This window comes from Gordonia sp. B8661-1, from assembly GCF_059427765.1.
Map to the genome: position 1 here is coordinate 25,689 of NZ_JCAHRL010000013.1, position 13,244 is coordinate 38,932.

Genomic DNA, 13,244 nt, shown 5'->3' on the forward strand with positions numbered 1-13,244 from the left:
ACCAGCGGTCACGTCTCCGCGGTTCGACACCCCGCCCCGGCGGTCGCGGGCACAACGCCGGCACCGCACCGCCCCACCAGCCACCCCATTCGTCGGGACAGTGCTTGCCGCGCTGATGGTTTCCGGTTCCTTCGGCGCCACCCTCCTGGTCGACAGCCCGGCCGCAGCCTACGAACAGGGCGGTATCGACCAGGGCGAGACCGACGATGGATTCGAGCAGGGTGGGGTCGGCGGTGGCGGCGACGACGCAACCCCACCGGTCGCACCTCCGCAGCAGACTGCGCCGAGCTACAACTACAACCCCGGTCCGGGCGCTATCCCGGCACCGCCCCGGGAAGCGCCATACCGGCCCTACGCCGATCCGCAGGCGTACAACCAGCCCAACTACGACACCGTCTACAACCCGGCGCCGCCGCAGGCCTACACCCTGCCCCGCCCGGTCGCGCCGGTCCGCCCGATTGCCCCGCCCCCGAAGACGTTGCGCGTGGGCAACTTCCTCGTCGAGGAAGACCAGCTCAAACGCGATGCTCCCTGGCTGACCGACCGTCAGCGGGTCTCGATCAACGAGTGGTCGGCCTATGGCGAAGCGAAGATCGCCCAGGGCCTCATCTCGGTCGGGGTTCCCGAGGACGAAGCGTCCCGCCAGGCTGCCGCCACCATCATCGGTGTGGCGCTCGGCGGCACCGCAGGTGCGGTCGCCCTCGGCGTGCCCGCCGCAGTGACCGGCGGTGTCGGTGGCGCGTTGATCGGTACCGGCGTGGGAGCCGTCATCGGGTCGACCATGGTGGTGCCCTTCCCCGGCGCGCACACCGGAACGGGCGCGGCGATCGGTGCGGCCGCCGGTGCGGCGATCGGTGCCGCGGCCCTGGGTATCCCCGCGGCGATCGTCGGCGGTGTAGCCGGTGGAACGGCCGGTGGACTCCTCGCGCACGCCCTGGGTGCCGGAGATCCGGGTGCGAACCCGCGTCAGCCCGGGCTGCCCGGCCAGCCCGACCCGAACCGCCGCGTCCCGCAACCGCCGCGTCCGCAATCGGCTCCGCTGCCCAATCCCGGCGCCAACCAGTTCGAGGTGCATCTGCCCGCCGGCCAAGCCGCCAAAGCTGGTCTGCCCGCAGTGCACTACCAGGTCAACGTCGGTGGCGATGTCAACGCCGAGACCACCATCGGCGACCAGACCTACACCGCCAACTGGACCGCGGAGCAGGCCGACGCCCCCTACAAGGCACTCGGTGGTGCCGCCGATCAGGTGCGCAAGACCGTCACCGACGCTGCCGTCGACCTCTCCCGACAGGCGGAGAAGGCAGTCCCGGGTCTCAAGGTCACCTTCCCGCAGCTCACGCCGAAGGGGGCATAACAACGATGGCCGCGAGTGTGGAGACGGTGTCGGCGCACAACGCCGGAGCGATTCGGGGTGCGTCGATTTTGCCGCCGAGCGCGTCGGAGATGCTGGGGCGGCGCACGACACGGTTACCGGCGCATCTGGTGGCGGCCGTGGGCTGTCATGGCGGTGCCGGAGTGTCCACGCTCGCGGCCCAGCTCGAGCATGTCGGCGATTCCGGCCAGTTGTGGCCAGGGCGGGCCGATGAGCCGCCGTTTGCGGTACTCGTTGCGCGGGAATCGGCGCGCGGCCTGGCCGCGGCGTCGCTGGCCGCGCGCCAGTACGCGACGAACAATGCGCCAGCACATGTGCAGCTGCTGGGGTTGGTGCTGGTAGCCGGGCGGAAGGGAAAGCCGACCGCCCGGCTCCGCCGCGATCGGGAATTGCTTGTCGGGTCCGGGCTTTTCGCGCACGTGTGGCACGTTGCCTGGCACGACTTCCTCGTCGACACCCCGCTCAACGAGTTGCCCTCGACCGGTCCCGACCCGGCCCCAGCGGCGCGGCGCACCGATCCGCGCACCGTCGTCGCCCCGGACATCGCCGCCGTCGGCCAGGGCCTTCGTGACGCCGCAGTCGCGGTGATGTCAGGCGACGCCGGCACAACCCCATAACGGCACAACTCCACAACCTCCACCCTCACGAGAAGGAAGAGATCATGCTCCAGTCCACGCTGGCCTCGGCCAAAGCCACCACCACCTACGTGGCGTTCAACCCCATCCCGATTCCCGGTTTGTCGGACCGGCTCAACACATTCGGCGGGTGGGTCACCTTCCTGGCCTACTTCGCCACCGCCGTGGCGATCGTCGTCGGCGGCGGCTTCATCGCCTTCGACAAGATCACCGACCGCGGTGACAACAAGGGCGTGAAGATCGCGATCGGCGCGATCGTCGGGACGATGGTGATCGCGGCCAGCGCCACGATCATCCAGGCTGCGGGCGGGCAGGGGTGAGCCGTGCGGACCGAAAGCTACAGCGATGAACACCACCATGACAGTGGCGTACGCGAAACTGCCTACCGAGGTGATGAACAACATCACCCTGATCGGCGGCTGGTTCGTGTTCGTAGCCAACATGCTCGCACTCGTGCATCTGGTCTTTCTGGGCGCCTCGATCGCGTTCGACAAGGTGCGCGAGCATCCACTCGCACAGATCACCGCGGGGGAGTGGTTCACCAAGATCATCTTCGGGGTGTGGGTGGTCGCGATCGCCGGCAACCTCGCCGCGGCGGTGCTGGTCTTCGGCTGATCGCCGCTCTCGTTGCCGCCTACGCGCTGGCCGGGTTGCTGACCGGATGCGGATCAGACCCCGACACCGCCACACCGTCGACGCCGCAACAGATTCCGTTGACGACGCCACCCACCGAGCTGCGATGGGTGGAGTTCAACGGCATGCGCATTCCCCAAGCCGCCGAAGGCCCCACCGAGGTGACAGATGCCGTCGCTCCGGAAGGGTTCGACCGCACACCGCCGGGAGCTGGGCTGGCCGCGGTCAATGCCATCGTGCGTCTCTCGGTTGCGCTCGATGACCAGTGGCCGCAGGTGGTCCGTGAACTCATCGCACCTGGACAAGCACGAGATGACTTCATCACCAACCGCATTCAGTTGTCGACCACATCGGGTGTGCCCGCTGGTCAGGCCCCGCAGGTGCAGGGCTGGAAACTGACCGCGTTCACCCCCGACAAGGCATCGGCCGACATCTACACCCGGCTGCCGGACGGCTCGATGACGGTCAACCACACCACGGTCGTGTGGGCGCCCGCGTTCGGTGATTGGCGGCTGCTGCTGCCCGACGCCGCGGCGGGCGCCTCACCGGTGGACGCGATCACGGCCACGCCGACCGACATGGTCGCACTGACAGGAGCCTAACCATCATGAGCACCCCTGATCCTCGCGAGGACCTCGGCCGCCTTGCGGCGCTGCACTCACTGCGCCAGTCCGGCGGCTACAAAGGCACCACCCTGGTGCTGTCGCTGCTGGTGTTGACCATCGTCATCGGCATGGCCGTGCTGGTCGCCGTCCGCGGCGACGATGACGATACGTCGGCTCCGCCACAGGTCACCGCCACGGACACACCGACGTCGGGTACGCCGCAAACCCCGGTCACCCGACTGCCCGACGACGCGTTCGGGGTGCCCACCACCGACACCCGCGGCCGCCGGGTGGAAACCCCGACCAACCCGCTCGGCCAGGTCCTCCCGCAGACCACCGATCCCTCGGACACCGATGAGCCTGAGGCTGTGCTCCCACCACCGGAGGGATTGATGTGGCAGCGCGTGTACGGCGCGACGATCCCGTTCTCCACTTCGGACGGTCCGACCGCGATCAGCACAGACGGGGTACCCACCGGGTTTGCCCACACCCCGCAGGGCGCGGCGCTGGCGGCCTGGCAGATCGGCCAGCGCGCCACCTGGGCACCTGATGATCAGAACGTCGCGCTCCTTGATCGCGCAGCCGTGGTCTCTGAGGCCGCTCGTCCCGAGGCCGACACTCTGCGCACCAATGGCGCGCAAGTCTATGCCGGTAACCCTGAGTTGCCCGCGCAGATGCGGGATGTGCCGGTCGCGGTCCGTATCACCACCTACTCGAAGGACTTCGCCCACGTCGAGTTCGCCCAACCTCTCAATCGTGACGACGGCTTCACCGCCATCTCGGTCGGTGTCGACATGGTCTGGCGCGACGGTCAGTGGAAATGGGTGGTCCCCGAACCCGGCAACGATCCCAGCCGCCTGCTGATTTCGACCACTGGCGATGGGTGGACCCCATGGTGAACCACCACAACGACTCTCACCTCTGGGAAACGCGTTCCGGCCGACGGGGGCGTCTGCGCACTTTTCTGACCGGCCGCCGGACCCATGTAGCGGTCGTGGTGGCGCTGATTGTCGCGACGGTGTCGTCGTGGGTCGGTGCCGGCAGGGCCGCCGCGAACCCGCTGTGCGACGTCGCGGGCCCGTTGAGCCGCGCGGTGTGCGGCGCCGCGGGCAACGCGGCCAGCAATGTGGCCGGCAGTGTGGTCGGCGGGTCGTTCGAGAAGATCGTCAACTCGTTGCTCGAGGGCTACCAGACGATCCTGACGTGGGCGTTGGCGTGGTGGATCAAGCTGCCGAACCCGCAGTTAGACAACAAGTCTTCCCTCATGCAGGAAGTGCACGACCACACTCTGCAAATCCAGATCGTGGGCCTGACGTTCTCGCTGATGTTCTTCGGCCTGCGGATGATGATCGACCGCAAGCGCTCCATGGCCGATGACGCTGAGGAGGGCTTCAAACTGATCTTCCGCTCGGCGATGGCCACCGCCGCGATCCCGCTGGCACTGACCGTCGGCGGGCAGATCGCCGACGGCATCTCCAACTGGCTGGTCAGCGAATCGGTGACCGCAGGCGGCGGCAACGGCGACACCATCAAGAACTTCCTCAAACTCAACCTGCTGACCAACTCCGCGCTGGGCACCACCGCCATCGGCATCTTCGCCCTCGTCGGATTCCTCGGCGCCTTTTTGCAGTTGGCGTTGCTGGTGGTGCGCGAGGCGATGTTGCTGCTGGTCGTCGCCGCGCTCCCGGTGGCCGCGGCATTCTCCGGCACCGGCCCCGGGTCACAGAGCTACCAGCGGCTCGTCGCCTGGTCGGTGGCGTTCCTGCTGTTCAAACCCGTCGGCGCGCTGACCTACTTCGTGGCTTTCCGTGCCGGAGCCTCCAAAGACAACGCCCAACAGGTCGTGCTCGGCATGGTGCTGATGATGTTGTGCGCGTTCGTGTTACCCGCACTGATGCGCCTGATTGCCCCTGCTGTGGCGAGCATGGGTGGCGGCGGCTCGGGTGCCGCGGCAGCCGGCACGGCCATCGGTGCCGGCGTCGCGGCGGGCAAGGTCGCGGCCATGGCTGCCTCGGGCGGGGCGACCGCCGGGGCCAGCGGCGGTGCGAGCGCGGGCGGCATGTCCTCGATCGCCGGTCGCGGCGGCGGTGGACCCTCGGGCGGTATCTCCACGGCATCGGCACCCTCACCACCACCGCCATCGGGCGGTGGCGGACCCGGCGCGCAACCCGCCCTCTCCGGCGGCCAGGGCGGACAGGCCAGCTCCGGCGGCGGTGGCGGCGGCGGTCCCACCTCCGGGCTGGGCGACGCGATGGGATCGGCCGGCGGACTCGCCGGGGCAGCCATGCAAACCGTCGCCGACAGCGTCGAATCCGAAGTCGAATCCACCAGCTCCGACCCGTCACTGAGTAGTCCGCCGCCGATGCGCTCGGGTTGGAACGAACACGCCATGGCGCACTAGCCGCCCACCCCATCTCTCTGACTGTCGAAAGAGGTTGTCATGACAGACAAAGCGAGCACCCGCCGATTGCTGTACCGCCCGGCCGCGGCGTTCCGGTCCTCCGGCGCGTTCGGGTTCACCATGTTCTCGACGATGGTGCTGCTGGTGTTCATGTTCGTCGCCGTTGTGGGCCTGATGCTGCCGCTGCCCGGTGTGATCAAGTTCTTCGGGCTGCCGTTCACGCTGGCAGTGCTGTTTGTGCCGCTGGTGGTGTCGCTGCGGGGCCGCTCAGCCTGGGAGTTGGGCATGGGTGCACGCTCGGTGTCGAAGGCCCGCTGTGCCGGTGAAACTCTGCTGCGGTCCGGGCCGTTCACGATGATCCCCGACGGCACCCCACTACCGGGGCCGCTGGCGACGGCCGAGACGTTCGACTTCTCACCCGGCGACGGGTCGGCACCGTTCGGTCTGATCAGGTTGTCGTCGAAGAACTTCTACACCCTGGTGCTGCGGACCTGGCCCCAGGGCGGGGAGTGGAATGACCAGCCTGTGCGCGATCGCTGGGTCGCCCGCCTCGGCGACATGCTCACCTTCCTCGGGCAATCGCCGGACTTCGTGGCCGCGACGATCACCATGGAGACTCTGCCCGAGTCGGGGATGCGGGCCTCGACAATCGTGCGGTCCCGGCTCAAGGACACAGCACCGGCGCTGGCCCGCAAGATCATCATCGAAGCCACCGAAGCGGTACCGACCGCCGAAGTGCGCCTGGAAGCCCGGATCGGATTGACCTGGCGCGCGGACACCATGCACCGCAAACGCGATGCCACCGACATGGGCAACGAGTTGGCGCGTCGTCTCGGACGGATTCGGGACTACTGCCACGCCGCCGGTCTGCGGGTGCGGCCGATGCTCGAACGCGAAATCTGCGCGATCGCCCGCCGCAGTTTCTCCCCGGCCGACGAGCTCGACCTCGAGATCGGTCTGATGAGCGGTGAACCGATGCGCCTGCGGTGGGAAGACTGCGGACCGACCTCGGCCTCAGACCAGCACGGCCGCCTGCTTCACGATGCGGCGCAGTCGATGTCGTGGACGATGCGCAACGAACCCGAGGCGCCGTTCGATTCCAACGTGCTTGCTGATCTGCTGTCCCCGAACAGCGACGTGCCTCGCAAGCGGGTCACCTTCGTCTACCAGCCCTACACCCCGGCCCAAGCCACCACGATCGTCAACAAAGACCACAACGATGCCCGCCAGGCTGTGCGCACCCACGTCGGCAAACTGCCCGAACGCGCATTGGTGCGCCTGGACAGCGCCGAAGGCGCCCGCCAGGAACAGGCCCGCGGTGCGGGCGTGACCCGGGTGTCGATGGTCGTGACCGCCACCTGCCCGATCGGCGCCGATACCCAGAAGATCGACACCCTCGTCACCGATCTGGGCCTCTCGGCGGCCACCCCACTCGAACCGGCCCGCGACGAACAACTCGTCACCTTCTGCGCCGGACTGGGTTTCGGTGTCGTGCTCTCCGAAGAGAGCACCGTCTCCGACAAGCTCGCCGCCTAACCAGGACAGAAAGGACCACCCTGCGATGCCGACGCTCCCGGCCCTGACCTCGCTGCTCCAGCGCTCACGCGCCCGCCTGTCCACCTCGGCGACGACGCTGCCCCAGATCAGCACCGTCCTGTCGATCACCGAGCACCGCTCGGCCGGCGGTCACGACTACGGCCTGATCCGGGCACACGCCACCGGCCACTACACGGTGATCCTCGCCGCGACCGGCGCGACGCTGCGCGACTGGCAACAGCTGTGCGACTTCACCCGCATCGACTTCGGTGCCGACGCCTGGGATGTCGTCGCGGTCACCGCCGTCGCCGATACCTTCCCGCGCACCGACACCGCCCACCGGCAGTGGATGGACACAGATCACCACTACCGCCTCGACGTCGCCGACCTCGCCACCGACACCTATCTGGCGGTGACGTTCGTGGCGGCCACCTCAGCAATGAAGTCCACACCCGACGAAATGGCCGTGGAAGTGGGCCGGCGTTTGCACACCCTGATCGGGTCCCTGCACGCCGCCGGGCTGCCCACCACACCGCTGACCGCAGCGCAGGTCGCCGCGGTCGGGGTGCGGGCCTACCGCGGCGGTCTGGTCGATGACGCAGCGCCCGCGTTCGCCGACATCGCGCCGGACTCGACACCACACCGGGTGCGGGATGTGTTCTGCCACAACGACCTGGTCTCGGCGACATGGGTGATCGCTCCGCACGTGCTGGAACCGCCCCACGCGATGGGTCCGGTACTGGGCCAGCTGCTCGAGCGTGACCCGACCACCCCGCGCACCCGGTTGGCGATCACCTGGCGGGCGACCCGGATCGCCGAGACCATCGCCCCCGACGACCCGATCCGGGCGACCTTTCAGCCCACCCTGCAGCGTTTCGGCGCGACGCTGACGATCACCGAGCCGCGCCCTCGTACACCGTCGTCGATCCCTCGTGCGCCGTCAGTGGACGCCCTGCGTGCCCGGTTGCCGCTGTTCGCCCGCCTCGGCGTGCGCAACGGCTACGACCGCCACGCCGAACTGTTCGCCGCCGGCATCGGACTCGGGGTGTTGCTGCCCGAACACGGCGACATCACCGACGAAGCCCTGCGCCACCGCCACCGCTAACCGATTGCGAGACGCCCCACCATGACTGTCACTGACCTCCGCACACCCACCACCGCCGCCACTGACGGCGACACCGCGCCCTCGACGTTGCGCCTGGATGCCGGTGCCGCCTCGGCCACCCGGCCGAGCACCAAAGAACGCTCGGCCAAACCGACCACGTTCTACGACGACGACACCCGTGAGGACCTGCTCGACACCGCCCGCAGCGGTGGAGTCAACGGCTACCTCGCCCGACAGAAACTCGGCAACGACGCCCGCCGGCGGGAAAGCCACGAAGCCGCCATTGCCCGGCCGATCCAGTTCGACGTGCCCGCCCTGATCCGCACCAACCGGGGCTTCGACGGGCGTGGCGGCGGCCGCGTCGCCCACGTGCGCCGACCCAACGAACTGCGCGGCACCACCGCGCACGTGCCGGGGTTCTACCCGTTCCCCATCGGCGCCTCAGCCCCCCTGGACGGCGCGCCCGTCGGCTCGCACCTCGACACCGGACAACCCGTCGGGTTCGACCAGATCGGCTGGTTCGAAGCCGGACAGATCACCGCACCCTCAGCGATGGTGTTCGGCCTCAACGGATTCGGCAAAAGCACCCTCAACCGGCGCATCGTCTGCCACGACCTCGCGACCGGGGTCCGCCCGCTCATCATGGGCGATCACCGACCCGACTTCGTCAACATGATGCGCCAGATGGTCCTCCACGACGACAACGGCCGGGTGCAGTACCGCGAGGACGGCATCACCCCGGTCACCCCGCAGGTCACCAGCGTCGGATTCGACTCGCCGATGAACCCCCTGGCCGTGGGCACCTTCGGCAACCTCATCGCCCGACTGCCCACCGCCGCACGCCAACTCGCCGAACGCGAAATGCGGGCACGCCAGGTCACCGCCGCCACCGGGCTGCTCGAGATCAGCTCCGGACGTCCCATCGCTCCGCACGAGGAGACGCTGCTCACCACCGCCCTGCGGGTGCTCTACGGCACGGCCAACGAGTTCACCCTGACCAATGCGCCCCTGCCCGGCGATGTGCTCAACCTGCTGCGCCAGGTCCCGCAAACTCTCATCGACGCCACCGCCCGCGACGCCGACACCAATCCCGAACTGCGCCGCGCCCACCAAGACCTCCTCGATGCCTCCGGCGCCCTGGGGCGTCGACCCCACGACGCGATCGCCGTCGACCGCTACCTGCTGCTGACCGAAAACCTGCGCCAGTCACTCGACCAGCTGGTGTCGGGGCAGTTCGGCGAGATCTTCAACGCCCCCACCAAAGAGCCCATCGACATCGACGCCCTCGGGGTGTGCGTGGACATGTCCCGGCTGCCGGCCAACGCCCGCAAGCTGCGCGCCGCAGTACTCCTGGCGTGCTGGTCGGACGGATTCTCCGCCGTCGAAGCCTCGCATCTGCTCTCCGATCACGGCCTGCAAGAGCCCCGCAACTACGACCTGGTGTGCGACGAGTTCTCGCTGGTGCTCGGTGTCGGCAACGGCATCGTGTGGCGCGTCGACGAAGTGACCCGCGTCCAGCGCGAACAGGGCACCGGCAGCCTGTTCACCACCCACACCGTCAAGGACCTCCAAGCGTTCGACTCGATGGAAGATCGCCAGCGCGCCATGGGCTTTCTCGACCGCGCCCGGGTCAAGGTGTGCTTCCCGCTGCCCGAGGACGAAGCCTCGCTGATGGAGGGCAAGGTCAACCTCAACGAGAAAGAAGCCGCCACCCTCGCCGAGTGGGCCACCACCACCCGCGGCATCGACGACCCGGTCGTCTCCGAGATCAGCGAAACCGACTGGGCCGACGGGGTCCGCGCGACCGGCACCGAAACCAACACCGTACCGCCAGGTATGGGCAAGTTCCTGATCAAAGAGGGTGAGCAGCCCGGTATCCCGGTGCAGATGCGGTTGACCGCCACCGAGCGCGCCACCGAGATGCACAACACCAACAAGCGCTTCAACCGCGGCCGCGGCGCCAAATCCGGATCCGCGGCATGAGCACCGACAGCGACCCGGGGGTGGCCACCCCGATCGACCCGCAACCCAGCGCCTGGGAACAGGTGCAGGACTGGGTGGTCGAACCCAACCCTCGCCGCACCGCCCACTCCGAGGAAGTCCGGCGACTGGCCGTGCGCGCCGTCGCCGAGCTACTCGCTCGCACATCGCTGTCGCTGACCGCCGCGGCCGCCGACGTCGCCGCCAACATCGGCGCCGGCACCAACAGCGTCATGCGGTGGTGCCGGGCAGCCGGGGTCGGCCGCGACGTCACCGCCCGCGACCGCGAATGGGCCACCCGCCTCGACGTCATGCGCTCGATGAACAAGGCCCTCACCGAGCACGTCCGCGACCTCGACACCACCACCGCCGACTATCGGGGTCTGCCTCGTGGGTGAGGGCAACGCCTCCAAACTGCTGGTGCCGCTGCTGGCACTGGTGATGGGGTTCTTCGCCTCGTGCACGGTCATCATCTCCGTGGCCGGCGACGACGACGCGTGTCTGCCGCTGACCAGCGGCATCGACCAACCCGCCGACGCCTCCCTCTCACCCGGCGCCAAGGTCAAGCCGATGAAAGTCAAGGACTTTCAGATCACCTCCGGCTACGGCCCACGCGACGGGGCGATGCACGAAGGTATCGACCTGGCCGGGGCACTCGGCGCACCGATCTATGCCGCCGCCGACGGCACCGTCACCGCCGCCGGGACCGCCTCGGGGTTCGGGCACTGGATCGTGCTCACCCACAACATCAACGGGCACGTGTGGTCCACGGTCTACGGGCACATGTTCGCCGACGGCGTGCTGGTCAAAGCCGGCCAGAAAGTCACCGCCGGACAACACATCGCCAAGCTCGGCAACGACGGCCAATCCACCGGCCCGCACCTGCATTTCGAGGTGTGGGATGGCGGGCACCGCGACTTCACCGGCGGCCGCTCGGTCGATCCAGCCGGGTGGGTGTCGACCAGCCCCGAACCCGGCGCCGCCCCGGCCGGACGAGCTCCGGCCCAACCGGGCGGGCCGCGGGTGCTCACCGCACCCCGGGTACTGCCCGCCGCCGACGTGGTCACTGCCGCCGACTGGGATGCCGTGGCCAAGCACGAATCCGGCGGCAACTGGAAGATCAACACCGGCAACGGCTACTACGGCGGATTGCAGTTCGCGGCGTCGACCTGGACCGGCGCTGGCGGCGGACAGTACGCGCCGACCGCCGACAAAGCCACCCGCGAACAGCAAATGGAGGTCGCCAACCGCGTCCTGGGTTCCCAGGGCTGGGGCGCCTGGCCGACCACCTCGAAGAAGGCCGGGGTCACCGGCAAGAAACCCGCTCCCGCAGGCACGTTCCTCAACGCCGCCGCGGTGCCGCCACCGGCAGGCGCCCCCAGCGGCCCGCCCGCACCGTCGGCGCCGTCGGGCCCGCTGCCGCCGCTGCCGAAGTCCAAGGGCTCCGAAGCGCACTTCCAGGTCGACACCATCCGCCTCGCCCGCGCGATCGCCGCCAAGTTCCCCCAGATCCAGACCATCGGCGGCTGGCGCGCCGACGGCGGCGGCTACAACGACCACCCGTCCGGCCGCGCCGTCGACGTCATGATCCCCAACTACACCTCCGCACAAGGGATCGCGCTCGGCAACGCCGTCAACAAATACATCCTCGACAACAAGAAGCACTTCAAGCTCGAGTACACGATCTGGCGTCAGACCTACTACCCGGCCGTCGGCAAGTCCAACATCATGAACGACCGCGGCGACCCCACCCAGAACCACTTCGACCACGTCCACGCCACCGTCGAAGGCCACGGCATGCCCCGCGGCAATGAGGTCTACACCGCCCCCGATATCACCGGCGGGATCAGCGCCGACGAGAGCGCCGACTGCGGCCCGGTCGAGAACCAGCACGGCGGGGGAGTCGACAACCTCGCCGCCGGACGCGTCCCACCGGCCTACGAGCCGTGGTTCCGCAAAGCCGGGGTGCTCTGCCCGCAGATCAGCTCGGCATTCCTCGCCGGAATCGGCAAGCAAGAGACCGGATTCAACGCCTCCCTGGTGTCCCCCGCAGGCGCGAAAGGACCGATGCAGTTCATGGACTACACCTACCCGTCCTGGGCCAAAGACGACGACGGCAACGGCCGCGCCTCGGCCACCGACATCGGTGACGCCGTCATGGCCGCCGGCCGGTTCTCGTGCGCAAACGCCAAACAGATCGACGCCGCGATCGCCTCCGGACGGGTGAAGGAACCCGCCGAGGGCCGCGAAATTCTCTACGCCTACGCCTACAACGCCGGAGTCGGCGCGGTCCTCAACGCCGGCGGAACACCCACCGGCGGCGACTACGACACCCAGACCCGCCCGTACGGCCAGAAAGTCATCGCCTACGCCAAACAGTTCGCCGATCAAGGACTTCCGGAGAAGAACCGATGAACCACCACCCCCATCGCCACCTCCTGGTCGTCCTCGCGATCGTGCTGATCGCCGCACTGGCCGGATGCTCCGGCAGCGACGACACCGCTGAACCCGCACACGGCCACGATGACCACGGCGAGCACTACAGCAGCCCACCGGGCCTGCCCGATCGCGACGAACCGATCGGGGTGTTCACCACCACCGTGACCACCATGTTCAGTTGGCAACCCGCCACCGACACCTCACCCACCGACGCGCTGCGCCGCACCCGCGCCACCCTCACCGGCCAGGCACTGGCCTCGGCGGACAGCCCCGCCACAGTGCGGCCCAGCGCCCAGTGGGGCGCCTGGAAGCACTCCCTCGACGTCATCACCGCCCGCGTCGAGGGCGCCTCGGCAGTGCTGATCTCACCGCAGAAGGCCAGTGCGCACGGCACTGTCACCCAAACCGTGCTCGGCATCGACGCCACGGTGACCTCCTACCGAAAGTTCGCCGTCACAGCCGAACTCGTCCGCATCGACGGCCACTGGAAGGTCGCCACCTACCCCCGCGCCGACACCTGACCCGCCGACCGCCCAAC

General features: G+C 68.8%; 13 protein-coding genes. All 13 read left to right on the forward strand.

The genetic code is table 11. From position 1 onward, the window contains the following. Positions 1-115 precede the first annotated feature (115 nt). The 13 genes from AC4JJG_RS19990 to AC4JJG_RS20050 are packed head-to-tail and all read left to right on the forward strand — an operon-like array spanning position 116 to position 13,227. Positions 116-1,354, forward strand: a complete 1,239-nt coding sequence (locus AC4JJG_RS19990; RefSeq protein ID WP_495405806.1) for a hypothetical protein — start codon at positions 116-118, stop codon at positions 1,352-1,354. 5 nt (positions 1,355-1,359) lie between these two features. Continuing rightward, positions 1,360-1,989: a hypothetical protein gene (locus AC4JJG_RS19995; protein ID WP_049942638.1), complete on the forward strand. Its 630-nt coding sequence runs from the start codon at positions 1,360-1,362 to the stop codon at positions 1,987-1,989. A gap of 44 nt (positions 1,990-2,033) precedes the next feature. Next, on the forward strand, positions 2,034-2,327 hold the full coding sequence (locus AC4JJG_RS20000) for a hypothetical protein (protein ID WP_044508698.1): 294 nt from the start codon (positions 2,034-2,036) through the stop codon (positions 2,325-2,327). Between the two features lie 25 nt (positions 2,328-2,352). Next, positions 2,353-2,622, forward strand: a complete 270-nt coding sequence (locus AC4JJG_RS20005; RefSeq protein WP_044508700.1) for a DUF8064 family membrane protein — start codon at positions 2,353-2,355, stop codon at positions 2,620-2,622. After that, entirely contained in the window at positions 2,568-3,242 is a 675-nt protein-coding gene (locus AC4JJG_RS20010; protein WP_144066078.1) for a DUF8175 domain-containg protein, read from the forward strand. The genes AC4JJG_RS20005 and AC4JJG_RS20010 overlap by 55 nt, the downstream gene beginning before the upstream one ends. A 5-nt stretch (positions 3,243-3,247) precedes the next feature. After that, a complete protein-coding gene (locus AC4JJG_RS20015; protein WP_014928870.1) occupies positions 3,248-4,144 on the forward strand; it encodes a DUF8175 domain-containg protein in 897 nt (298 codons plus the stop codon). Further along, the gene (locus tag AC4JJG_RS20020; protein WP_014928871.1) at positions 4,138-5,646 is read left to right on the forward strand and encodes a TrbL/VirB6 family protein; all 1,509 of its coding nucleotides are present in this window, start codon (positions 4,138-4,140) and stop codon (positions 5,644-5,646) included. The genes AC4JJG_RS20015 and AC4JJG_RS20020 overlap by 7 nt, the downstream gene beginning before the upstream one ends. 39 nt (positions 5,647-5,685) lie before the next feature. After that, positions 5,686-7,182, forward strand: coding sequence for an SCO6880 family protein (locus tag AC4JJG_RS20025; RefSeq protein WP_495405807.1), 1,497 nt, complete (start codon positions 5,686-5,688; stop codon positions 7,180-7,182). 25 nt (positions 7,183-7,207) lie between these two features. Next, positions 7,208-8,287 (forward strand): hypothetical protein, encoded by a 1,080-nt coding sequence (locus AC4JJG_RS20030; RefSeq protein WP_014928873.1) that lies wholly within the window; start codon positions 7,208-7,210, stop codon positions 8,285-8,287. Positions 8,288-8,308: 21 nt separating this feature from the next. Next, complete coding sequence (locus AC4JJG_RS20035) at positions 8,309-10,270, forward strand: hypothetical protein (RefSeq protein WP_495405808.1); 1,962 nt, start codon at positions 8,309-8,311, stop codon at positions 10,268-10,270. After that, complete coding sequence (locus AC4JJG_RS20040) at positions 10,267-10,665, forward strand: hypothetical protein (protein WP_014928875.1); 399 nt, start codon at positions 10,267-10,269, stop codon at positions 10,663-10,665. Before AC4JJG_RS20035 ends, AC4JJG_RS20040 begins: the two co-directional genes overlap by 4 nt. Further along, on the forward strand, positions 10,658-12,682 hold the full coding sequence (locus AC4JJG_RS20045; RefSeq protein WP_014928876.1) for a transglycosylase family protein: 2,025 nt from the start codon (positions 10,658-10,660) through the stop codon (positions 12,680-12,682). Before AC4JJG_RS20040 ends, AC4JJG_RS20045 begins: the two co-directional genes overlap by 8 nt. Continuing rightward, positions 12,679-13,227, forward strand: coding sequence for a hypothetical protein (locus AC4JJG_RS20050; RefSeq protein ID WP_014928877.1), 549 nt, complete (start codon positions 12,679-12,681; stop codon positions 13,225-13,227). Before AC4JJG_RS20045 ends, AC4JJG_RS20050 begins: the two co-directional genes overlap by 4 nt. Positions 13,228-13,244 lie beyond the last annotated feature (17 nt).